Source organism: Alteromonas sp. MB-3u-76 (assembly GCF_002831605.1).
Classification (GTDB): domain Bacteria; phylum Pseudomonadota; class Gammaproteobacteria; order Enterobacterales; family Alteromonadaceae; genus Alteromonas; species Alteromonas hispanica.
On the sequence record NZ_CP025115.1, the window covers coordinates 87405 to 110838 of the forward strand.

The 23434-nt window shown below is 42.3% G+C and carries 22 protein-coding genes; 10 read left to right on the forward strand and 12 right to left on the reverse strand.

The features are described 5' to 3' along the window. The first annotated feature begins 2 nt into the window (after positions 1 to 2). From CW735_RS00425 to CW735_RS00435, 3 genes are all read left to right on the forward strand, one after another. A complete protein-coding gene (locus CW735_RS00425; protein ID WP_100970668.1) occupies positions 3 to 3119 on the forward strand; it encodes an efflux RND transporter permease subunit in 3117 nt (1038 codons plus the stop codon). Then, positions 3116 to 4525 carry an efflux transporter outer membrane subunit gene (locus tag CW735_RS00430; RefSeq protein ID WP_100970669.1) on the forward strand — a complete coding sequence of 470 codons (1410 nt, stop codon included), beginning with the start codon at positions 3116 to 3118 and terminating at the stop codon, positions 4523 to 4525. The genes CW735_RS00425 and CW735_RS00430 overlap by 4 nt, the downstream gene beginning before the upstream one ends. Positions 4526 to 4633: 108 nt before the next feature. Further along, positions 4634 to 5248 carry a TetR/AcrR family transcriptional regulator gene (locus CW735_RS00435; protein ID WP_157812626.1) on the forward strand — a complete coding sequence of 205 codons (615 nt, stop codon included), beginning with the start codon at positions 4634 to 4636 and terminating at the stop codon, positions 5246 to 5248. A gap of 387 nt (positions 5249 to 5635) precedes the next feature. Here CW735_RS00435 and CW735_RS00440 read toward each other — a convergent pair whose 3' ends face one another. Together CW735_RS00440 and CW735_RS00445 are read right to left on the reverse strand one after the other, a co-directional pair. Beyond that, positions 5636 to 6598, reverse strand: a complete 963-nt coding sequence (locus CW735_RS00440; protein ID WP_157812627.1) for a hypothetical protein — start codon at positions 6596 to 6598, stop codon at positions 5636 to 5638. 764 nt (positions 6599 to 7362) lie between these two features. Beyond that, positions 7363 to 8265: a LysR substrate-binding domain-containing protein gene (locus tag CW735_RS00445; protein ID WP_100970672.1), complete on the reverse strand. Its 903-nt coding sequence runs from the start codon at positions 8263 to 8265 to the stop codon at positions 7363 to 7365. A gap of 98 nt (positions 8266 to 8363) precedes the next feature. Here CW735_RS00445 and CW735_RS00450 point away from each other — a divergent pair, with 98 nt between their 5' ends. After that, entirely contained in the window at positions 8364 to 9488 is a 1125-nt protein-coding gene (locus CW735_RS00450) for a TauD/TfdA family dioxygenase (protein WP_232368333.1), read from the forward strand. Between the two features lie 10 nt (positions 9489 to 9498). Continuing rightward, the gene (locus CW735_RS00455; RefSeq protein WP_100970673.1) at positions 9499 to 10122 is read left to right on the forward strand and encodes an HD domain-containing protein; all 624 of its coding nucleotides are present in this window, start codon (positions 9499 to 9501) and stop codon (positions 10120 to 10122) included. 60 nt (positions 10123 to 10182) lie between these two features. Here the strand turns inward: CW735_RS00455 and CW735_RS00460 are convergent, their stop codons facing one another. Continuing rightward, complete coding sequence (locus CW735_RS00460) at positions 10183 to 11436, reverse strand: sensor histidine kinase (RefSeq protein WP_100970674.1); 1254 nt, start codon at positions 11434 to 11436, stop codon at positions 10183 to 10185. An 8-nt stretch (positions 11437 to 11444) separates the two neighbouring features. Then, on the reverse strand, positions 11445 to 11990 hold the full coding sequence (locus CW735_RS00465; protein WP_100970675.1) for a heme NO-binding domain-containing protein: 546 nt from the start codon (positions 11988 to 11990) through the stop codon (positions 11445 to 11447). 232 nt (positions 11991 to 12222) lie between these two features. Here CW735_RS00465 and CW735_RS00470 point away from each other — a divergent pair, with 232 nt between their 5' ends. Continuing rightward, positions 12223 to 12996: a PEP-CTERM sorting domain-containing protein gene (locus tag CW735_RS00470; protein WP_100970676.1), complete on the forward strand. Its 774-nt coding sequence runs from the start codon at positions 12223 to 12225 to the stop codon at positions 12994 to 12996. Between the two features lie 207 nt (positions 12997 to 13203). Then, positions 13204 to 14886, forward strand: coding sequence for an amidohydrolase (locus tag CW735_RS00475; RefSeq protein WP_100970677.1), 1683 nt, complete (start codon positions 13204 to 13206; stop codon positions 14884 to 14886). A gap of 5 nt (positions 14887 to 14891) precedes the next feature. Here the strand turns inward: CW735_RS00475 and CW735_RS00480 are convergent, their stop codons facing one another. The 5 genes from CW735_RS00480 to CW735_RS00500 all read right to left on the reverse strand — a co-directional run bounded on the left by CW735_RS00480 (position 14892) and on the right by CW735_RS00500 (position 18001). Continuing rightward, the gene (locus tag CW735_RS00480) at positions 14892 to 15776 is read right to left on the reverse strand and encodes an acyl-CoA thioesterase (RefSeq protein WP_100970678.1); all 885 of its coding nucleotides are present in this window, start codon (positions 15774 to 15776) and stop codon (positions 14892 to 14894) included. A gap of 317 nt (positions 15777 to 16093) precedes the next feature. After that, positions 16094 to 16648 carry a DsrE family protein gene (locus CW735_RS00485; protein WP_232368334.1) on the reverse strand — a complete coding sequence of 185 codons (555 nt, stop codon included), beginning with the start codon at positions 16646 to 16648 and terminating at the stop codon, positions 16094 to 16096. A 42-nt stretch (positions 16649 to 16690) separates the two neighbouring features. Continuing rightward, positions 16691 to 17119, reverse strand: coding sequence for a rhodanese-like domain-containing protein (locus CW735_RS00490; protein ID WP_100970679.1), 429 nt, complete (start codon positions 17117 to 17119; stop codon positions 16691 to 16693). 13 nt (positions 17120 to 17132) lie between these two features. Next, positions 17133 to 17552, reverse strand: coding sequence for a YeeE/YedE family protein (locus CW735_RS00495; protein ID WP_071978198.1), 420 nt, complete (start codon positions 17550 to 17552; stop codon positions 17133 to 17135). Between the two features lie 20 nt (positions 17553 to 17572). Continuing rightward, positions 17573 to 18001: a YeeE/YedE family protein gene (locus CW735_RS00500; RefSeq protein ID WP_083595134.1), complete on the reverse strand. Its 429-nt coding sequence runs from the start codon at positions 17999 to 18001 to the stop codon at positions 17573 to 17575. Positions 18002 to 18505: 504 nt separating this feature from the next. Here CW735_RS00500 and abiEi point away from each other — a divergent pair. Beyond that, positions 18506 to 19045, forward strand: a complete 540-nt coding sequence (abiEi, locus tag CW735_RS00505; protein ID WP_071978202.1) for a type IV toxin-antitoxin system AbiEi family antitoxin — start codon at positions 18506 to 18508, stop codon at positions 19043 to 19045. Beyond that, positions 19038 to 19937: a nucleotidyl transferase AbiEii/AbiGii toxin family protein gene (locus tag CW735_RS00510; RefSeq protein WP_100970680.1), complete on the forward strand. Its 900-nt coding sequence runs from the start codon at positions 19038 to 19040 to the stop codon at positions 19935 to 19937. Before abiEi ends, CW735_RS00510 begins: the two co-directional genes overlap by 8 nt. A gap of 20 nt (positions 19938 to 19957) precedes the next feature. Here CW735_RS00510 and CW735_RS00515 read toward each other — a convergent pair whose 3' ends face one another. Next, a complete protein-coding gene (locus CW735_RS00515; protein WP_100970681.1) occupies positions 19958 to 20779 on the reverse strand; it encodes a MipA/OmpV family protein in 822 nt (273 codons plus the stop codon). Between the two features lie 546 nt (positions 20780 to 21325). Here CW735_RS00515 and CW735_RS00520 point away from each other — a divergent pair. Then, positions 21326 to 21718, forward strand: a complete 393-nt coding sequence (locus CW735_RS00520; RefSeq protein WP_071978205.1) for an OsmC family protein — start codon at positions 21326 to 21328, stop codon at positions 21716 to 21718. A gap of 70 nt (positions 21719 to 21788) precedes the next feature. Here the strand turns inward: CW735_RS00520 and CW735_RS00525 are convergent, their stop codons facing one another. Further along, the gene (locus tag CW735_RS00525) at positions 21789 to 23102 is read right to left on the reverse strand and encodes a type II toxin-antitoxin system HipA family toxin (protein ID WP_100970682.1); all 1314 of its coding nucleotides are present in this window, start codon (positions 23100 to 23102) and stop codon (positions 21789 to 21791) included. After that, complete coding sequence (locus tag CW735_RS00530; protein ID WP_071978207.1) at positions 23102 to 23368, reverse strand: helix-turn-helix domain-containing protein; 267 nt, start codon at positions 23366 to 23368, stop codon at positions 23102 to 23104. Before CW735_RS00530 ends, CW735_RS00525 begins: the two co-directional genes overlap by 1 nt. Between the last annotated feature and the right edge of the window lie 66 nt (positions 23369 to 23434).

Sequence of the window (23434 nt, forward strand, 5' to 3'; positions counted from 1 at the left end):
GCATGAATATTTCATTAGTAGCATTTAAATATAAACCTGTCGTCTTTTTAATGGTAAGCCTGCTCATGGCCTATGGTATTTACAGCTACTTTACGTTGCCAGCAAGAGAAGACCCAGCGCTGCTCATAAGAGAGGCTGTTGTGGTGACTCACAATCAACAGTTGTCTAGCAAAGATATAGAGAGGCTAGTCACTAAACCCATAGAAGAGGCGTTGCTGCAGATTTCTGAGCTCAGTGAAATTAAATCAACATCGATGAATGGGACATCAATTATTCATGCCACTATTGCTGATAATCTTACGGAGTTAGAGGGAATATGGGACCAGCTAGAAGAGCAAGTGCTAGCCATGAGTGCAAGCCTTCCTCCTGGCACACTTACGCCTCAAATTAATGACGAATTTGGTGATGTTGCCGTCATCACTCTTGCGCTTTCTGGGTCTGATTATTCGCTAGATGAAAAATTTGATTATGCCCAACATCTTCGAGACAACTTAATTGGCGTTCAAGGCACCAAAAAAGTAGATATTGTTGGCATGCAGCCAGAGCAGATTTTTATTGAATATCAAAACAAGTCTTTGTTGCAAACTGGACTTTCCCCAATGCAGATTGCCAATGCGCTAAACACGCATAATATTCCAAGCACAGGTGGGCAATTTGACAGTGGGCAAACTATATTTTTGATTGACACAAACAGTCAATTCACTAATCTCGATGAGATAAAAAACATCCAAATCCCTTCCCAAAATGGAGCACGTTTTTGGCGATTAGGAGATATTGCCACTATCACCAAAGGATATGCTGATCCACCCGTTCAAAAAGCCTATTTTAATGGGAAAGAATCGTTAGTGATTGCGATAGCAATGTTCGAATCTGAGTCGGTCATTAATTATTCCAAGCGCGCAAAGGCTAAAATAGATGAGCTTGCCTTGGGCTTGCCTGTGGGCCTAGATCTCGAATACATCACATTTCAATCTGACCAAGTCGAAAATACGGTATATGGGGTCAGCATTAACATGCTACAAACCCTCGTTATCGTAATGGTAGTCGTTATCCTGTTTTTGGGATTGCGGATTGGATTAATTGTTGGCTCTATTATCCCTGCAGTTGTGCTCACCACATTGGGCATAATGGGTGTGTTTGGATTGCCACTTGAGCGAATGAGTTTGGCGACGCTGATCATCTCACTGGGACTTTTAGTCGATAATGGCATCGTAGTGGCAGAAAATTTCAAACGCTGCTTAGAAGAGGGGCAAGAAAAAATTGATGCGCTTAAAAATACGAGCAAGGATTTAGCGCTACCCTTATTAACCAGCTCAATCACAACAATCTCTGTGTTTTTACCCCTAATGATTGCTCAAACATCATCAAGTGAATATACACGCTCCATTTCAATAGTCATGTTAATTGCTTTATCTATTTCCTGGATTTTCGCCATGACGATCACGACGACGCTCTGTCATAAATATATTCCTTTTGCGCAATCAAACGTAAATAAAGTAAACAAAACTAATCAGACGAAGGTCGATTATTTTTTAAAAATAGAAGACCTCTACGGCGCAGTTTTAGAAAAGGTGTTAACTTATCGGTGGCTTTATATCGCCTTTTTATTCGTTTTATTCGCAGGCGCAATAGGCTTACTAGGCACCGTTCAGAAAAAGTTTTTCCCTGATAGCGATAGAGCGCAATTACTCGTTTATGTAGACGCTCCCGTAAATGTTTCTTCAACCATCACTGATGAAAAAATTAGTGCTTTGATGCAAATAACTAACAATAAAGAAAACTACCCTGAAATTGAGGATGTGGTTGCCTACGTTGGTTTTGGGGGACCTCGCTTTGTGCTGTCGTTAACGCCTGTAGATCCAGCTCCTCATAAAGGGTTTATGCTAATAAACGTTGAAAATTTGGAGGCTGCAAAAGCAGTGTTGCCTAGATTAAGGTCTGATTTTCGACAAATGGTGCCCAGTGTCAACGCCCGCATTTCTCGCATGTTCTTAGGCCCTGAAGACCCAAATACCATTCAGATTCAATTACGAGGCCCCGATGCGCAGTATATCTATAGCCGTGCTGATGAGCTAAAAGATATTCTCTATGGCGTGCCCAATATGATTGATGTCTGGTCAGATTGGTATAGCAAAGCAGATACTTTCTCGCTTGATATTGATTACGCGCAAGCGAAGAAAATAGGCGTAAGTACACAAGATATAGCCATGTCTTTAGCACGACATAATAATGGTATGCATTTAACCGATTTTCGCGATGGTGATGAAGTCATCCCGGTTATCCTGCGGGCAACCGAAGCAGAAAGAAAGTCGTTTGACGCGCTTCTCACAACGCCCATCTATTCAACGAGCACGACGGCAACTGTCCCATTATCTGCGCTAGCAAGCATCGACAGAGCCCCTTCATTCCCTTTCATTCAAAAAGAGGATCTAATCAATACACTGACGATAGAGGGCAGAAATCTTAGCCTGACGCCAGAAGACATGGCACCGATGCTCAAAGATACGCTTAACGAGTTCTCACAAACACTTGAAGCTGGTCACTTTGTAGAGTTTGATGGAATATTGGACGATACGGCGGCAACAAACAAAGCGTTAGCGGCTACTTTGCCTATTGTATTTTCTATTATCTTAATTTTGCTCGTTGCCCAATTTAACGGCTTTAAAGGCCCAGCGATATTGCTTATCGCTTTGCCACTAGTCGTTATTGGTGCATCAATTGGTTTATGGTTATTTAATGGGCAATTCGGCTTCATGGTAATTCTAGGACTGTATGCACTTATGGGTATTATCGTCAATAATTCTATCGTTTTAGTCGACCGAATTGATGCCGAAATTAACAGTAAAGACCATTCTCCATTTGACGCGGTAATTACTGCATCGAAGCGAAGGCTCAGACCCATCCTAATGGCAACAATTACCACGATAGTTGGCTTGTTACCGCTTATTATTTCAAGAGATGTCTTATTTTATGACATGGCAATTGCGATGGCGTTTGGTTTAGGTATTGGCACATTGCTTATCTCTACTATGCTTACGCCGGTTTTATATAGCTTGTTTTACGGAATAAGCACAGCAACAGCTGAGCAGCAAAGAACCCACCAAGGAGCCAAAGCATGAAGAAGCTAATTTTATTCGTAACCATTTTATTGGCGAAAGGTTGTACGCTTGCACCTGAGTTCACAGTGCCTGAGCCGCATACGCTTGAATTAAGCGATGGACTTACCGTTCATGCTGACGAATACGATGATATGTTAGAAGAAGAGATAAGTTGGTGGACGCATTACCATGATCCAGTCTTGGCGAATTTACTTGATATTGCGCACCGTCAAAATATATCGCTGAAACAAGCAGTGCTATCTATTGAACAAAACCGACTGGCTCGCAAAGCAATATCCTCAAAAAAAGTGCCTTTTATCAATGCAGGTGCATTGGCGAGTAGGCAAAAAGCGAGTACGCTACTTGAGGGCTTGAGCCCACCTCCTGGGACACCCAATCAGCAAAATGTTTTTAACCTTGGCTTAAATCTAACGTGGGAATTAGACGTGTTTGGCAGAGTTAAGGGGCAAGAGAACGCATTAGACTTTGAGATAGAAGCTTCTCAAATGGCGTATCGTGACCTTATGGTGTCATTATTTGCTGAAGTGGGGATTACTTATACACGGTTAAAACGCAATATTTATCAGCGCAGCATAATGATGGAGGTGTTATTCCATCAAGCATATTCTGTAGAGCTGAATGAACTACTAGCGCAGCAGCAACTAGTTGATGAAACACACGTGTTAAAAATGAGGAGCTTACTAGAGGCCAATTTTATGCAGCTTGCTATGCTCGAGAATGAACATCATCAACTTTTGGCCGGTCTTGCAAATTTGTTATCAACAACACCGAAGCATGTCGAGACTCTCATTCAAGATATTGAAAATAGTAATTGGGAGCTTCCTGATGTGCCTATTGGAATACCTAGTACTACATTGCAAAATCGCGCCGACGTAAAGCAAGCAATGTATAGATTAAAGGCGTCCAACGAACGGATTGGCGTACAAATAGCCAATAAATATCCTGCTTTCTCCATCACCGGAGCAATCGGTCAACAATCCGCTGACATAAGTGATTTATTTGAGTCTGCTAGCCAAGCGTGGTCGTTAGGATCTGTGCTAAGTTGGCCAATATTTGATGGCGGTATAAGAGCGCTCAATGTGCAGTTGGCGCAAAGTCAATTCAGTATTGCAGAGCTTGAATATGAGCGCGTTTATATTAATGCTGTGAGTGAAGTTGAGGCCGCACTGTCAGCTTACGTATTTTCAAAAAAAGAACTACAAGCTAAACAAAATATAACCGACATGCAAAATGTAATGACGGGCTATCAACAGCAAATGTATGAGCAGGGTTTGGTGTCTAAAATTGCGCTAATCGAGTCTGAGCAGACAGCACGGCGAGAAAAAATGTTGCTTTTACTTAACAAAGAATCAGTCGCGATTAGTCAGATTGAAGTTTATCGCGCGTTTGGTGGAGCATGGTTGTGACGGATGCTACACTTACGAAAGCCATTAACACTTTATAGTTAGAATAAGTTGTGTCAAGAATTTACAAAGCCGAAACGCTAACAATAATGAATAACAAGTGAGAGAGTTGTGACAAAACATCAGGGTAGACCAGTAGATTTAGACAAGGAAAATGCTATTTTGAAAGTTGGCCATGACCTTTGGTTTAAAGAGGGCCCAGAGAAATTTTCGATTGAACGAGTCGCTAAACTAGCAAATGTCTCAAAAGTCACCATCTACGCTCGGTTCAGTAATAAAAACAAGCTTCTTGAAAAGATCGTTTCTATGAAATGTGATGAGATGACAGATTCTCTTGGGCTTACCAACATTGAATCTGGAGACCTCAGCGAAAAGTTAATCGAGTTTGGTACCAACCTTTTAACATTTATACACAGCGATGAGCACACGATTTTTTTAAAGGCTTCATCGGTATCGCTACACAAAACACAAATAGACTTAACTCAAATATATGAAAATGGGCCTCATAAAACAAAGCAAGAGCTGGCGCAACTGCTTGAACTAGAAAGCAAGAAGGGCACTTACTATTTTCCTAACCCCGCCGAAAATGCAGAATTGTTTATTGGAATGTTGTTTGGCTTAAATATTGTTAGAGCAATATATAATATTGATATAAACGAATCTTCAACGCTTTTAAGAGAGAGAGTTACGCAAAGAACAGGGCAGTTTTTAAAGATTTTTGAGTGAAAAATTATCAATACAATAGCTATGACTATGTTTTTCTTTCAAACAGGTATCTGTGGATTTGGAAGAAGTTCACAAAGCATCTGGGAGGTTTGACCCTAGAACCATAAAGAGTGGGAGTGAACGTTACTTAGTGCCAACAACTAAATTGATCATATCAAAGAAGTGCTGAAAAGAAGATGCCACTGAAAGCCTCCCCACCTGGTCAGGAGAACAGTGTTCTTTATCACTTTAGGTCAACATTTAGGCTTATTTTCCTAACGATTTACAATAATCGACTGACCGCTATCTGCCTCAAAGCGGTCTGTTATTCATTGAAGGTGTAATGCGCCATCGGCTAAACTTTGCCTATTTAACAGTTTTAACAGTGGTTCTGCTTTCATATTCCACTTAATCAACCATGTTCCAATCATCAGCACTAAAGTCATCCAGCGTTTTAGCTGATGTCATTTTGCAATGGTGTATATCACCGCGTATTTGTTGTTCTTGTGAATATACAAATAGGTCATTAGTGTCGTTGGCTTCACCTAAATAGATGACTTTGCTTAAGTCGGCAGCGGCAATCAAATTATTTTTCAGGGTATAGTACCGACTAAACACTTCTTTATTGCTATTCACTAGATAAAGATAATAACGATAGTACTTAACAGCGCCAGTACAATCATAAATGTTGAAACAAGCGTTATTTAATCTAAGTACAGACTTAAATAAAGAAATATCGATTGAATGCTGAAGTGCATAAGTAATAGCACCAACAATACTTTGCAGCTGAGCATGGCTTAACTTATAAGCGTCGATAGCGTCCCATGACTTATACTCAACCACAATATATTCGTTTACTGATGAAAAAATTGCATCGGGTTTTGCACAAACGCCAACAGAGTCTTGTGAAGGCTGCCACTTATACAATATGTCATCCATTGAGAGAACCTCAACTGATGTGTTTGGTTTTAAATGTGGCAACCAACGTTGTGATAAGTCTTGTGCTGAAATATAAGTAGGATCAATGGCAAAGTACCTAATGTGAAAGAAGAAATCGAATACAGGCTCGCCTTCAGTTTCATCAAAAATGGATGTTTCGACAAACTGCTTATATTCTTGTTCGGTTCTTTCTTGAAGCTCTTGCGCAATCGCGATTTCTTTATCTCGCTGCTTTTTATCCAACACATTTTGTAAACGGATCTCTTTCGTTCTACTATGAAAACCCAGAACAGTAAAACCGACGGCGACTGCTCCAGTTACAGCAAATAAAACGGTTTTCCCAACACTGATAAGTGCTGCCTCAATACCATCAAAAGAGTCATACAAGATATAGTAAATAAAGAAGAAAGCGAAGACCAAAAATGCCAGCAACAAACAAACTGCTGAGCCCAAAAAAATAAATTTGATGACTTTAAGAGTTTTGCTTTTGATAAGTACAGTCCTTGTATTTAGTTGCTCAATTAAGTGTTCATTATCCTCAGTTGTTAATACAACTCACGTAAATAATACACTGACGATAAAGCAACTCCCTGCGCTTTATCATTCAATTGATAGTGTAGGCCAAATTAATAATATAGACTAGTCTCTAAGCCAACTGCATTTGAGTTAGGAGATTAACCTTCTTGCGGTCAAGCTGCAGTGCCGGCACCTTACCTCGGATGTTCACTCTTGATCACGATAACTTAAATTTTTATCATGAATAAACTGAGAAGTGTATACCTCGATTTGCAATGTGGTTGTATAGCTACTCTTTAGTTTCTTCGCACCATGCTATCAGTTGTGAAGCAACTGATAGCATAATTTCTTGTTTATTGCCGATTTATTTCGCTTCGCAGGGGTATATTTTGGGTTAATATCCCCCGAAAATTATATGTCACGAGTAGCCTCTCGAGACCGTATTTGAGGGTGTGCTAATAAGAACGGCTTTATTAGGGCTTAATAGTTTTTTGTAAATCATCCTTGAATCCCTTTGAAATAGCGGGCTTGGTCGTTTACGACCGATTAAGAACTATTTATGCGCTATGCGGGGGTTTACCCTCCGAAGCCGAAGGTCGCGCGTTCGAATCGCGCCAGGTGCGCCATTTCTTCTGTTTAGTTCAAACAAATCATCGTTTTCACTTTTCAACTGCCACTACCTAAACTTCGTTCACCAGCCACTTAATCACGTTGCCTATGGCGAAGGTAGAATGGTAGTTAGAACAAATGGTATAGCCACGGCCTGGCGATGTTAAGCTTGGGCCGAGTGGAACAAGCTTTCCTTCTTCAATGAATGAGGTAATTAAACCTTTCCAGCCAAGACATAATCCTTGCCCAGCTACAGCGGCTTCAACAATTAATGGAAAATTGTTATAGCGAAACCCAATAGGATTATTTGAAGGTTTAATGCCCACGCCCTTCGACCAGCTTTTCCAGTTTGGCCAGCGCGGATCATCAACATCCTTATGTAGCAAAGGAAAGTCACTTAAATTGTTAAGCGCTTGGCCAGGCTCTAAACCTAGTTTTCTGGCAAGGTCGGGTGAGCACACCGGAAACACCTCTTCCTCAATCATCATATGCTCATATTCATACTTACCCGCTAAGCTTGAATAGTGAAAAACAATGTCGGCTTGGGAAGCTATTAAATCAGATAAGCTATTTGTCGGCTGTATTTCAAATAAATAGTCGGGAAAGGCTTGCTGTAAACGCTGCAATCTTGGCATTAACCAATGAAAAGCGAATCCAAAATAAGCACTTATAGATATCTTGGTTCTGAAATCGTTGAAATCATGTTTTGCACTATCTGTTGCCCGCAAGATGGTCGCCAGAGAGCGTTCTATTTCATTATGGTACTTTGTGCCTGCCATAGTAGGTGTGGTTGGCTTGTTTTCCCGGTTTATCAGTACACCGCCCAATACCTCTTCTAACGCTCTAATTCTTTGTGATACAAGCGGTTGGCTTATGCCTAGTTCTTCGGCTGCAAGTGTCATAGAGCCATGTTTAACAGTGGCGTCAAAGGCAATAAGGCTGTGTAGTGTTGGTGACTCGTTGCGCTGCTTCATAATGAATTTGCATGTTTTCCATAAGCCTTAGCTACTGTTGTGCTAAAGCGAATTGCTTGATACTCGCAGCCTGACATTTCACAGAGGAAAAATCAAAAGTGCAACAGGTGCAAACACTCAATTACCGCATAGATGAGCAGCAAGTTCGCGTTCTGGCCTCCATCGATGGCAAAGAAATTTCATTACCCGCGCTGTGGCTAAGAGAGCGTTGTCAGGATACTGAAAACGTGGATAAGACAACTAAGCATCGCCTATTCGATCCGCATCAACTCGATACAGATTTAGCGCTTACGCGGGTGGAAAAGAAAAGTGAACTGCGCGCTAGCTTAACTTTTAGCGACGGTTACAGCGGTGAGTATGATCTCAGCGAATTTAATGCCGATTTTGACCACCTTGATGGCGCTCCAGCCCCTCGCCCCTGGAAAAGCGATATCGATAAGTCTGTTTTTCATGTGGATTATCATTCGTTGCATTCAGATAAAGGGCTTATTGCAGGTATTGAAAAGTTTCTTACCTATGGCGTTATCATTATTGATAACGTGCCGCAGAACCTAGAGGCCACTATTGAGGTTGCGGAGATTTTTGGCCACGTAAGAGAAACCAACTTTGGTAAGTCTTTTGAAGTATATTCACGACCTAATTCAAGCGACTTAGCCTATCGCTCGGTGCCACTTGGACCGCACACCGATAACCCTTATCGCGACCCAATGCCGGGTATTCAGCTATTGCATTGCCTACAAAACCAAGCGGGCGAAGGCTTATCTACGCTGGTTGATAGTTTGTCCGTTTTAGAGCAGCTAAAGAAAGAGCAGCCAGAAGGCTATAAAATGCTAAGCGAAGTGCCGGTGCGTTTTCGTCATTTCGATAGCGAAGTCGATTTGGTTGAGCGTCGCACCATTATTGAGTCGGACGCTACCGGAAAAGTAACCGGCATTGCCTACAGCCCGCGTTTAGACAATTTACCGTTGCTGAGCGATGACGACCTTATTACGTTTCACAATGCGCGAAAACGTTTAGGGCAACTATTAAGCTCGCCAGAGTTTGAATGGAAGTTCTGCTTACAGCCAGGTCAGCTGCAGATGTTTCACAATACCCGCGTGTTACACGGTAGAACAGGTTTCGATCCGAATAAAGGATTGAGACACCTGCACGGCGCTTATATAGATTACGATGCACCGAAAGGGCGTTATAAGTTGTTAAAGCAAAAAATGAGTGGTCAATAAGGGGAGCACTATGGAAACCGTAGCATTCAAACAAATGAAAGACGGCACGAAAGAAGAGTTCCAATTTCTTGATAAGCACGAAGAAGACTTTGCTAAAGGACTGCCCGATAGAATTTTAAAGGCGCTAGCGCAGTTAGAAAATACGCTCTCTGGCTATCAGGTGACGCGATTAGAGCACTCGTTACAATCGGCCACTCGGGCTGAAGAAGATGGTGCTGATGATGAAATGATAGTGGCTGCGCTAGTTCATGATTTGGGCGACGATTTAGCACCTCATAATCATGCACAATTTGCAGCGGCTATTTTACGTCCCTACGTGCGCCCCGAAGTGACATGGGTGATTAATCAGCACGGCTTGTTTCAAAATTTCTATTACGCCCACCATCTTGGCGGCGATCCTAACGAGCGTGAATATTTAAAAGACCACCCTTGGTATCAGTCGTGCGTGGATTTTTGTGAGAAATGGGACCAGGCATCATTCGACCCTGATTATCCTACTAAGCCCCTGTCTCACTTCGAGCCACTCGTGCGCCGCATTTTTACTCGCCCCGCGTTCGACCCACAATACGTGGGCAATCAAACCATGGGAAAAAGCGCGGTAGATATAGCAATGTCTGGAAAAAGCAACGCTTAATTCAATAGCAGAACTTAAAAATTCAGTAGAGCCCGTGATTAAACGCGTTAATAACGGGCTCTATTCAAGGGTATCAGCAGCAGGTAGCGTGATGATAAAGCAAGTGCCTTTACCTACCTCACTGTCAATGGTTATTTCACCGTTATGGCTTTCAATAATGCCATGACTTATGGCTAAACCAAGCCCTGTACCTGCGCCAATTTCTTTTGTTGTGAAAAACGGTTGAAACAGTTTGTCGATATTTTTAGCGGGAATTCCGCAGCCGTTGTCTCTAACTCTTACCTGTACAGTGTTATTCGTTTCTTCTATATCAATTTCAATCACACCGTTTTCTTCAATGGCCTGCACGGCGTTGACGAGTAGATTTACAAATACCTGACTTAGCTCTGTTAAGTTACCATTTACATAGCAATCGTCACCGGGCTCATAATGTAAGGCAGCATTATGTTTTAACTCGTTATTAACCAAAGAAATAGCTAAATTAATGGCAGATTGAACAGACATTCTATCTTGTGTTGAATCTGAAGGATGAGCAAAGCTGCGTAACCCTGCTACGGTTTTGCTTACTCGCCTAGCACCATCAACACTTTCATGAATAAGAGGCGGAATGTCTTCTGACATAAACGCTAAATCATCCCAATTAATACTGGATTGCGTTAAATTTTCTATCTGATTTTTATCTTCAGGTGATAGTTTTGACAATGCGGTTACTAGCGGAATGATGCTTTGCATGTAGGCATCGAGGCTGGACAAGTTACTGAGTAAAAAACCAATGGGGTTATTAATTTCATGGGCTACACCAGCAGCAAGGGTACCAATAGAGGCCATTTTTTCCGATTGAAGCAACTCTTTAGTGCGTTGGTCTACCAAAGATTCAAGGTGCTCTGCACTGGCCTTAAGGTCTTTATTTAGTTTCCTGACATCCTCGTACATGCTTTCTTTTAGCTGAAGTGTACCGATGTAGAAATTAATGGGATCGTGATTAACAAAATCAGTGAGCGACAATCCCATTTCTGCCAGCTTACCCATTTCAGTAAGCTGTGGGTAACCTATAAAGTAATACCCGGTAGGAATTTGGTAAAACGCACCTCCAAACACAAAGTCGGTATTGCCGGACGGGCAAATAGTGACTAATTGACCGTTAAACATGGTAAGGAATTGCTTGCTTACGGGAATTTTGGGCGTAAGCAGTGTAAAAGCTTCTAGCAGTGGCATGTTCTCGCAAAGTTGACTGCATATTTTTGCAAACGCTGGAGAGAAGCTCTTAATATTAAGCTGTTGGTCTAGCTCAAATTGGAATGTTTGAATTTGCAAAACTCTTCCTACACGAAATTAATGCGGAACGTACTAAATGGAGTGTCTTCATCTTTTGTTTTAACCTGAGTAACCGCGGCTGGCTCTTCAAAGTAATTACACACGCCTACTAGCAAACCTTCAACAAAGGGCTCCAATCCCTCTCTACTAGAATAATAGTGAATGGTAATACTTCCGTCATCGTTTTTTTCGCATAAAAAAGAAGGTGGGACCAGTTCTTTAAGTTGTGCAGAAATGACTTGGTGCATATTGTTCAGATTTGATAGGAATTCAAATGCTCCCCCCGATACCAGAGAATACATAGAATGGTAACTGCCTTGAGAGGTTTCTTTTACCCAGTCTTCTCCCATTTGACGTAAAAAAGTGGCTAAATCGACACCCAAGTAGGCTATGGAGGCTCCCACAAGCCCAAAAGTTACGTCATCGCTGTAAGGCTGCATTTCAATGAAAGAGGACTCATAGTCGTCGAGCGACTGTTTGATCTCGTTCCACGCCTGCTTGCCATAACGGTTTATTACCGTAGTTGAAATAAACTTGTTAACCATGCCGTACATAAAAATACTCCCCGCTTAAGCTTTATAAAACATAGCACAGCGCCAAAAAAAAGAATGTAATTCAAAAGTAGCGGGCTTAATTGTCAGGCTTTTTTACAAAGCAATCATCAGAACAAGTGGGCTTATCTAATTGCTTGAAATTTCTTGATTTTTTTGTTGGCGTGTTTATTGCTAAAAATTTTTGCTAAACATTTACATAATGAAAAATTTATTTACAACAAGGAACAATGGAATGAAGTTGAGATATTCACTAGCATCGCTGTGCTTTTTAACTCTTTCAATGCAAGCATCTGCGGGTATGATTGTAGATGGCATTACCGATATTAACTTCGGCACTACAATCGACTGGTCTGGAATCTGTTCAGATTGCTTAAGTGAGAAAGGTGATAAGTCTTATGAAGACGCAACACCAGTGTCAGGAAACATTAGATTGGATGGATTTGTTGCAGGCGAAGATTTTGAGATTACCTCTTCAAACTTTTTATCTTTTAAATATAACGGCCCCTCAGATCATGTTGATAACTTAATAATCTATAATGCTATGTATTCCGATACTGATAGTGTTTTTGATGCTTCAGATGCGTATTTTTCAGCTACGGAAAAATATTATGCAGAAAGAGTGTTTTTTACAAAAGAGGGTGAACTACCAGAAAACTATTATGCTGAATTTGGCGAAAACCTAATTGTAAAAGGTCAAATAAAGGGTGACCTTTCGAATTATTGGATAGATATTGAATTTGATACATATGTACCGTTTGATGCCGATACAGGCGAGTACGTTAAGATGAGTTCATTCTTAAATACGGGAGAGTCAGTTGCTTTGAAGCTCATCAAGTTTAACATAGACTTTGCAAGTAACGGAGAATGGAGTATCAGTGCAAGCGATGTTGAATACGACATTGGCAACAGCGCTAAAGCATCTATAGCCTCGGTACCAGCACCTGCATCTCTGGCGATTTTTGCATTCGGTCTTCTAGGCTTAGTAAGCTTTCGTAAAAAAGCTTAAAAGTAAATTCCATAATACGGACTGTAAAAAAGCACTTTTAGTGCTTTTTTTTTGCTCTCCAATTATACGCAGCAAGTGCATTTACAATCTACGATTGGCTAAAAACTAAATAGATACAAAAGCCAGCTATATTGCTAGCCTAGCAAAAGCGGCCTTGGTTATGGGCCCCTTCCAATTTTGTCGCCATACAGTTTTTAAGGTACAACCATGCGCATAGAGCACTACTTCACTGTTATAACGTTATCACTTTTTAGTGTTGTGTGTTCTGCATGCGAAAAAGCAGATTTAGTACTGCATAACACCACCATATATACCGCCAACGATGCCCAGTGGACCGCTGAGGCCATGGCTAGCTTAGACGGTAAAATAGTTTTCGTAGGCGCAAACGAAGCGGCCAAAAAGTATATGTGCGGCAAAGCCAAGATTTTTGATATGACTGGCAATACAGTTTTTGCAGGCTTTACTGATGGGCATCAACACCTAGAGGGTGTAGGTAAACGTACCAAAACCTTAAGTCTTTTCGGGCTACCTACGTTAAAGCAAACCGTACAAGAAATAGAAAATTGGGCAAGCAGCATACCCGAAAACAATTGGGTATTAGGCCGCGGCTGGATAGAGCGGGAATGGACTGATGAACAACGCTTTTTAACCAAGCAAGATGTAGATGCTTTTACGAAAAATAAGCCGCTTTTCATGCCCCGTGCCGATGGTGTATCGGCACTAGTAAACAGCAAAGCACTGCAGCTAGCAGGCGTAAACCGAAATACCCCCGATCCTGAAGGCGGTAAATTTGAGCGAGATGCAACGGGTGAGCTAACGGGCTACGTGCTCGCCAACGCTATGAATGTGTTTCGCAACATTATTCCTCAAGAAACCGATGAGTATCTGAAAGACAATTTACTCAAAGGCATGCAGGTTAATGTGTCGATGGGCTGGACACAAACGCACGATGCCGGTATGTCGTACAGACTTGTAGATTTAATGCAGCAATTGCATGAAGAAGGCGAAATGCTGCATCGAATTTATGCGGCTATTCCGGTTCAGGAGGCGCAGCAGCGCTTTAAGCGCGGGCGTGAAAAAACAGATGACGACATGTTGGATGTGCGCGGAATTAAAGTGTTTATAGACGGTACACTAGGGTCACGTGGCGCAGCGTTAATCAACAACTATTCCGACGCTGCGCACAACGGCTTTATGAATAGAATAACCCAACAAGCATTGGTGCCTATTTTGGAAAAGGCGTTGGAAGAGGGGGTTCAAATTCAAACCCACGTTATTGGAGATAGGGCGGTTCGTTCACTGCTTAACTGGTATGAAAACGCATACTCCTCTGTACCAAAGTTGCAGTGGGAAAGCCAAGATTTGCGGTGGCGTATGGAACATGCGCAGGTTATTACGCCTGACGATCAGCAGCGATTTGTTGAGCTAAACGTATTGCCTTCAATGCAACCTAGCCACGGCATAGGCGACTTAAACTTTGCTAGAGAGCGCTTGGGAGACGAGCGGTTAGCTTATGCATATCCTTGGAAAAGCTTAGTAGATAAAGGGCTAAAAATTATTGCGGGTTCAGATGCGCCGGTAGAAGTAGGCGACCCACGTATAGAGTTTTACGCAGCAGTTGCCCGTAAAAGACTCGACGGAACGTCGGGTGAAGGCTGGCACCCCGAGTTAGCAGTTTCACGAGAAACTGCGCTTAAAATGCTTACCATTTGGCCTGCTTACGGCGCGTTTCAAGAGCATCTGCGCGGCTCGGTAGAAGTAGGCAAGTATGCCGACTTTACCGTGTTTAACCGCGACATTATGACGGTAGATGAGGCTGATATTCTCTCAGCGGATGTCGTGATGACTATTGTAAATGGGCAGGTGGTTTACACGCGAGAAGGCAAGTAAAAATATTACTTGATACGAATCAAGCCTTCTTGCGCTACCGATGCGACCAACTCACCCGATTGTGTGAAAATGCTTCCTCGGTTAAGACCACGACCATTGCCCGACCAAGGCGTATCCATCAAATACAATAACCACTGGTCGGTTTTAATGTCATTAGCGTGGAACCATACGGTATGGTCTATGCTGGCAGTGGCTACATTTTCATCCATCCACAACATGCCGTGTGGACGGCCACTTGTACTTAGTAATGTTAAGTCGGTAGCGTAAGCCAATATTGCCCTATGCAGCGCGGCGGTATTTGGCAGCGTTTCTTTTGCTTTAAACCAGGTGGCCTGACTCAGTTTTTTATCGCTTCGTAAAAAGTGGGCTTCTTCGTTAATGGGCCTCACCTCAATAGAGCGATACCGGCTAAGCATAGAATAAACGTGCTCGGGTAACGAGCCTTTGTGCTTATCTGCCAATGCATTTTCGTTAAGCAGACTATCGGGTGGAGGAACATCATCTGGCATTTCAATTTGATGCTGGTATCCGTCGCTTTCACCTTGAAACGAGGCGATTAAATTGAAAATTGGCTTGTTGTTTTGCAGGGCAACTACTCTGCGGTTGCTAAAATTGCGGCCGTCTAAGTCGCGATGTACTATGTACGTTATATCGTGATCGCAGTCACCCGGACGGATAAAGTAGTTATGGCATGAGTGCACAAGCTTGTCGGCGGACACGGTTTTCGATGCAGCCATCAGTGCCTGCGCTAATACTTGGCCGCCAAAAACGCGACCAGTAGATGATGGCAACCTATGCCCTAAAAACTCATCATTTTCCGATGCACTAACATCTAATGCTTTTACATCTAGCAGTTCGGTTAACCAATACGTTGCCGGCAATTCCTTCATATTGTTCCTTTATCGCGAGCTAGTCACAGCGATTTAGATATAGCGATTGGTAGCAGAACCCACGACTTGTATTCACCTAATAAACATCATGCGTCAGCGCCAATCTGCACCTAAACACCTTATTAACTATAAAGTGAAACGCATTTTATTTGTGGCTATTTTTGAGGAATTCCCATCATAAATTTGATTACTCAACTATAAGTTAATCAGAAGCTATTGAGCTTAGGTGTTCAGCAAAAATCGATAGCCCCTTACATTCCCAGCGTCTGGCAATTGCGGTATCAGTTTTTATGTGGCGCCCCATGACTCTTATGAATTTAAAAAGGATTTACCGTATAGCCCTCTTGCTGCAGCAAAGCGTGGGCGGTCATGGCTGATAGTTGAATCTCTACGCCCTCTACCAGCTGGCCGCTTTTTACAGCTTTTGAAGCGGCGCTCTGACCACATAAAATTACGCGCACGTTGTTCTCTAAAAGTGCTTTTAGTAGCGGTTCGTTAGGGTTTGGTGTGTCGAACTTTTCTTGATAAGACACATCATTTAATAAATCAAAAACTGCGCTTCCGTGAACAACAAGGGCAAGGTGGATATTTTCTTTTTTCACACCTGCAGCAGCATGCATATTAATAAAGCGCGCAAGGCTATCAAACTTTCGGTTTACAACACCTTCACCACTGGTACTGGCAACGTCGAAGGTAATGTTAAATTCGCTGTTTTCTGGCAAAAAATGAGAGGGCACGGGGGCGCTTTTTCCAAAGCCTTTAATCACAGTGCCATCTCTGAACTCAGACATTTGAGCATGAACCACAGAATGAAAACTAAAGAGAGCTACCAAACAACAAGCCATCAGGTTTACGTTTTTTATTTTTAGCATGGTGTGTACCTTTTTAGAGAGTTACTTATTCATTGTTAGGTGTTAGTTCTGTCCAGTTTTGTCGTTTACCACCATAGGGAGTTGTTCCTTTTTCCACTCCGTCATATCACCTTTCATATAAATGATATTTTCAACTCCTGCCTGCAATAACAAATCTATTGCCTTTGCTGCACGACGGCCTGTGCGACAGTAAACCACGAGGCCATTAGTCTCGAGAGAGCGAAGCTTTTCAATATGTTCGTGAAGAGTGCCAACCGGTATGTTCAAAGAGCCTTTTATATGCCCCTCTGCATACTCTTCCTTGGTGCGAACATCTATCAATACGCCATTAAACATGGAATCACTCAATGCGTTATGCACCTCGTGCACCGTCATGGTGTCTGTTGTGTTTGCTGTCTGTGCATTTAACAATAACGGAAAAAGTATTAAACCGGTGAAAAGTAAGAGTGTTGTTAAAGCTGCTTTTTTCATCACCTTTCCTTAATCAAGAAGACTTCGGTGTTAAAAAATGCTGCGCCAGCATGCCAACAAGCATAGCGCCGATAAATAAAAGAACATCTGACTGAAGAGATACAACAGCAACCACGGCAGGGCCTGGACAAAAGCCACTTATTCCCCAGCCAATACCAAAACACGCAGATCCCAAAACCAATTTACTATCTATGGTTTTGCTCGTGGGAATATCGAACTTGCTAGCAAACATAGGTTTGCTTCTTTTGCGTACCCAATAAATGCCTGGGGCTGCCACTAAAATAGCACCGCCCATAACAAAAGCTAAAGTGGCATCCCAGTTCGCACTAAAATCAAGAAAATTAAGCACGCGGGCAGGGTTACTCATTCCCGATACAACAAGCCCAAAACCGAAAAGTAGGCCGCTAAATAGCGAAGCGATAAGTACTTTCATAATCTATTTCCTCCGCTGTATTAAAGGTGTCTTATAATATTTGTGGTAGCGGCGGCAGCCGCCATAAACGTCAGTGTGGCTACTATCGAGCGAGGTGATAATCGAGATAAACCCGCGACACCATGGCCAGACGTACATCCACAGCCAAGGCGAGTGCCAAAGCCTACCAGTAGCCCTGCTATTATCATCCAGCCCGAGCCCAATTGAGTCTCTACCTTAAAGCCGCCCATAAAATTGCTGTAGAATATGGCCGCTAAAATCATTCCTGCCAGGAACGCTAGTCGCCAATACTGTTCTGAACCTCTTTGGGTTAACGCACCAGCAGAAATACCAGAAATACCTGCGATGCGGCCAAGCGTGAGCAACAGCAGTACAACTGATAACCCAATAAGAATGCCTCCAGCTACACCGGATAGCGGCTCGAACGGTGTCATAGTCCAGTTTTCCAAATCTCTTCTCCTAATTTGCTGCACTTAAAACAAGTTTATGCATTACGTCACTGACTGTAGAAGTTCTTTAAATGCATTATTTCGCATATAAGTGTGCGCACTAATACTTACGAACACAATTGATATTCTAACAAGCTTACAGGAGTATATACATTAAATATATATCTAGCATGTACTTTTCATGCCTGAGCCTACCAGGATCAGGTTTAGTCAAATATCAGCTAACTAGTAAATAACCTCATACTACAATATCTGGCGCTTGCGCTTTTAGGTGCTGTGTTCGTGCAAAGGTATGTGTTTACACCTTAGTCTTATTGGCATTGCTGTTACACCCACTCCACAGCGCAACCAGCGAGTTTTATACCCATCGCCATGCACATGCACCAATGTCAACGTTAATATTCTTCAGTATTGGTGAATATTTGCGAAGTACCAAGTGAAGTAAACTTAAAAACTTATGCTATTATCTATACATAATTTCGTCTATATGGAGAAAAAGTGTATATGAGTTTTGCTCTTAAGGTTACTAGTACACTACACAAAGCCATAAAAAACGGGCACTTCGGTATATTTACGACTCACGATATTGCATTATCTTTATTAGAAAGCGCTGATGATAATTTTCGAAAAAAACTTTCTAAAGGTGTTTCAAGAGGGTGGCTATTGAAAGTATGCCGAGACATGTATGCATTGCCCAGTGATGAGCCTACAAAGCGAGGCGTGCTTGAATATATTGCATCGCGCCTGCATTGGAATAAATTCATATACGTCAGTCTCGAAAGTGAGCTCTCAAGGCAAGGAGTAATATCGCAAATTCCTTTTAGTTACCTTACCGTTATGACACAAGGTCGAAGTGGGAAAATAGAGACGCGATATGGAACCATTGAGTTTACGCATACCAATCGAAAAAACCGAACGGCAGAAGATGTGTATTATGATCCAGATACACGAATTTTCCGGGCCAGAGCCAAGCGCGCAATAGCTGATTTAAAGCGGGTCGGGAGAAATGTGGATATGATAAATGAAGAGGCAGTGAATGATTAGTGATTTGGTCTCTCAGGCGATTGAGAAGAACCCTCAATTAATAGGGTTGGAAGATGTTGTAGAAAAAGAGATTGTGCATCATGAGTTGCTTAACATTCTGCATAAAGAAGGGTTTCTGGGACATCTCACTTTTATCGGCGGAACGGCTTTACGTATGTGCTATGGCTCTAATCGCTTGTCAGAAGACTTGGACTTCACAGGAGGGGCGCATTTTTCACCTAAAGACTTCTCTTCGTTATCTGCCGATATCGAGTCGCACTTGCAAAACAAATTCATGCTAGACGTTAATGTGCGCGAGCCTTTAATAGACCGCGGTGACACATCAACCTGGAAAGTGACTATTATCAAAAACCCTAAGCGGCCAGACTTACCTTCACAGAAGATGCACATCGATATTTGCCGCTATGATTCGTTTGATAAGGTTCAGCGCCCTGCTAAAAATTTTTATGACATAAATTCGCCTATTGAAGGCTTACCAATTCCGGTACAAAGCAGTAAAGAGATACTGGCCGACAAGCTGATTGCGTTAGCGTTTCGAGAGCGTCGGATAAAACCACGGGACGTGTGGGACTTAGCATGGCTAAGCCAACAGAACGTTCCGATTGAAGCTTCACTGGTAAAAAAGAAGCTTGTAATGCGTGGTAAAACTCAGAAAGGTTTTCTCAAAAATCTACAGATACACAGTGAATCCATTCTGGCGTCGGATGAGACGAAATTAGACTTTGAAAGAGAAATGTTACGATTTGTCCCTAAAGATATCCGTGAACGTACCTTAAATCGCAAGGAGTTTTGGCCATATGTGGGTGAAACGATAGCCTCACAAATCGAGACAATTGGATCGGCGCTGAATAGAAATTCCACAGATGGCCACGGTTCGAACATGAAGATGTAGAGAGCAAAGCTCTCTACACCCTAGAAAATATAAATAAATCCCACGCCAACCTCGGTTTCGTAATTGCTTCGCGCGATAGGGCTATCTTGTACGTCACTGCTGTAATACTCAAAAAGTGCCTCGCCATAAAGCTGCCAATTGTCATTGATATAGTGTCGAAAACTATAGTCAACGCCAATGGAACGCAGGCCGCCGCTTAAGTTAGTTTCAGCCAATCCAGAGGCTTGTGCTTGCTCGGCGTTTATGCCGAAACCTCTATTGGCATACTCACTATCGTGGAACACGGCTACCAAGTTAATTTCATGGCCGGTACCGTCAATTTGGTCGCCAAAGCGGCGGCCTATGCCAAATAACCCTAAATTTCCATCTCCGCCGGTTACTACTCGGCTAACCAACCAGTAACGCCAGTCATCAGTAAATGACCGTCGTGCTTGAAGCACCAATTCAAACCCTTCATCTTGTTCACCTAAGCCATCGAGGTTTCCATCGTCAGAATCACCTTCTTCGCGGCCCTCTTCAAAACCTAATAAGGCTTCTAACAGCCACTTGTCACCTTGAAGTCCTCGCCAGCCAAATGCCTCTCCGGCAAAATAAAAAATATTATCACCGCTGCGCCACTGCACGGCTCCTGCAGGTTGAAGTTCTAACCCAAACTCATCCGAGCCTTCGTAGGCGGTTTCGTATTCAATACCTAAGCCTAGGCCGAAGCTCCAACCGTCTTCCCCCTTAGTAAAGTCGTCTAGCGATGGCAAAGGAACCAGTGCAGCATTATTCTCTTGTGCCGAAGCTAATTGAAAAATGAGGCAGTAAATACACAATACAATCGAGATAGCCTTTTTCATGTAACAGAAACTCCACATTGTTATTTTTAATTGTAAGTTCTTAGTTGCGCAACACATCACACAGCCGAGTTTGCTATTGAGTTTCGCGCCATGGTTAATCAGTGTTTTTGAATCAGCCGATACGCTAAATAACAGGCTACGCTTGTAACGCAGATATTTGGCTTAACATGGACATGAGTATAGACGATCGTTCAGCGGTGCATATCGAAAATGTAGAAGCTGTTGATTTTATGTATGAATGGCCAATGATTATTAGACTATACCCACTAGCAACGTGTGAGAAAAACTAACCGTTAATACAAAAAAGGGGTATTTCGTTGAGTGTTCACTGTATAAATACATGTGATACGAACCTAGGAGCGCAGCAAGTGTTAGTTAGCGATACGTTGTTCATTGACTTGCGCGGCATTGTGTTGATAAATGCCGTTTAACAACGGTGCTTCACTATTGTTAGTGTCAAAGCGCACAATAACCTTGACTCCGCGTACAACTCCTTTCAGGATCAACACATCATTTATTAGCTTAATTGAATATAAGGTTACCGTTATGAAAATAGATATCGCACTTTTGGAAGGGCAAAAACTACAGGCCAGTTTTGGCAAGCATCAAATCATCAGTGACCAAAGCGTATCAGCCGGGGGCGATGAGTCTTACCCTGAGCCGTTTGATTATTTCTTAGCTAGCATGCCTTTATGCGCAGCGTTTTTTATTCGCAAATTCTGTGAAGCCAGAGACATCAGCACAGACGGGATCAGTATTAGCCAAGACCACAGCAGCAATGCCGAAGATAAATTTAAAAAGGCATTCGCTATTAAAGTAACCTTGCCTGACGATTTCCCAGAGAAATATAAAAAGCCACTTTTGGCGTCTGCCAACAGCTGCACAGTGAAAAAAGTGATTCAGGCCATGCCAGAGTTTAGTATTGAAATTGAAGAGTGATAGGCTAGAGATAGCTAACGTCAGTTAAAGTACAAAAGAAATGGCGCTGTGAGCTATCAGCGCCCACCAACTATCTCTTTAAAAAGTGAGATATTTTGCGCAAACATGTCAGTGTATTCTCGGTTATAGCCTCACCAACCTCTTTGTCAAAAAGCATATTAGCTTCCTGTAAAGATGCTCGTAATGCTGGTTCTACCTTGTCCACTAACGACGTCATAATAGCGAGCGTTTGAGCTTCACTTATTCCCTGCTTTTTACCATGTTCAGGCCAGTGCCTAGGCATAATTTCATTCCATCTGTAGTGTGTGTTCTTACTGTAGACTTTCATTGCCATCTTTATTTTTTGTGCCTGAATATTCCCTTGCCCAAAATAAGGATAAGCACTGAGCACGTCATAAAATGGAGCCAGTCGGTAGCCATCCTGATTGAGTGTAATAGTGAAGTTCTTGCCGTGACCATCAATTGCTGCAAGTAGCCAATACACAATCTGCACACGCAAAAATTCGAGTCTATCTTTATAGGCGTTTCTTGAGCCAGAAAGTAATTTCATAACTTCTTGGGAGCCCGGGCCGCTTTGTTCTTCATACTTTGAGCCACTTACTTTTCCTAGCGCCTGACAAATATCCTCTTGAGGAAGTCTTAAAATAACGTCTGATTCAACTTTACGATCAAAGCGCTCGACCACAAGTACCTTTTGATCTTCAAATTGTGCAATGTCACAATTGGCGACATCTAAACCCAAGTTTTTCATAAACGTCTGGCAAAACCATTCATTGTCTACACTCGAAGATAAGTCTACTCCCAAGCTTTCATGATGAAGAATAGGTGGCTTAAATATGTGCGTTGTTGGCGTTGAGCCGTGTGGCCTGCACCATTTTCCTCTCCATAGAGTCAGTGCTGTTTTTTCCTGAGCACCAGCAAGAGAAATTCTAAAGTCATCGCCTGAGTGCATACCCAACATTTTTTCAAAGCGAGTGTCTCTGATAATTTGTGCTAATTCACCCTCAGACAATGGTGTAAGCGTTAGAGAGGGTATTCCTCCTGTTGCAGGAGTTTCTGTAAATGTAAGCGCACCCACACAATCTTTTCCAATCTTGGCTAACAAGTCGAAGGGGTTAGCACTATCTGCACCTAATTTGTCTTTAATATGCTCTCTGATAGCGCCTGTATCGGGCAGCAAGTTATCAAAATAAGCATGTACAGCGTCTCCCGATATCTCAGCTCTTTGCATGGGCATGCTCAGAGAAATAGCACGGCTTCCTTCTACCTCTAACCAGTCTGGGGAGTACTTAAAGCTTATGCGCCCATTTTTTAAATATAAATCACCGACTGGAAATCCATTCATAGAGCAATAAAGGGTTTTGGTATGTGACTTTCGTCCCATTAGAATCTCAACGACTTTTTAGCAAGTGGAGTAACCTGCGTAGACTCTTCATCATTGTTCAGTTTGCCGACATTAAACTCTAAGTTTAGTGCCGCACACAGTTTGAGGAGCATTTCGGCCGAGACTTTTTCAGTTTTTGTTTCACAGTTGGAAATATCCCTTTGATATACGCCAATGCGTTCTGCTAAATCTGCTTGAGTCCAGCCTTTGAGCTTACGACTGTCTCTAAAAACCGCGCCTAAATCTTTTGGTGTGTTAATTTTCATATCAGCTTTTATGCACAATAGTGAATAAAATTAGTTTATGCAGAAATGTGTATAAAGCAAGTTTAT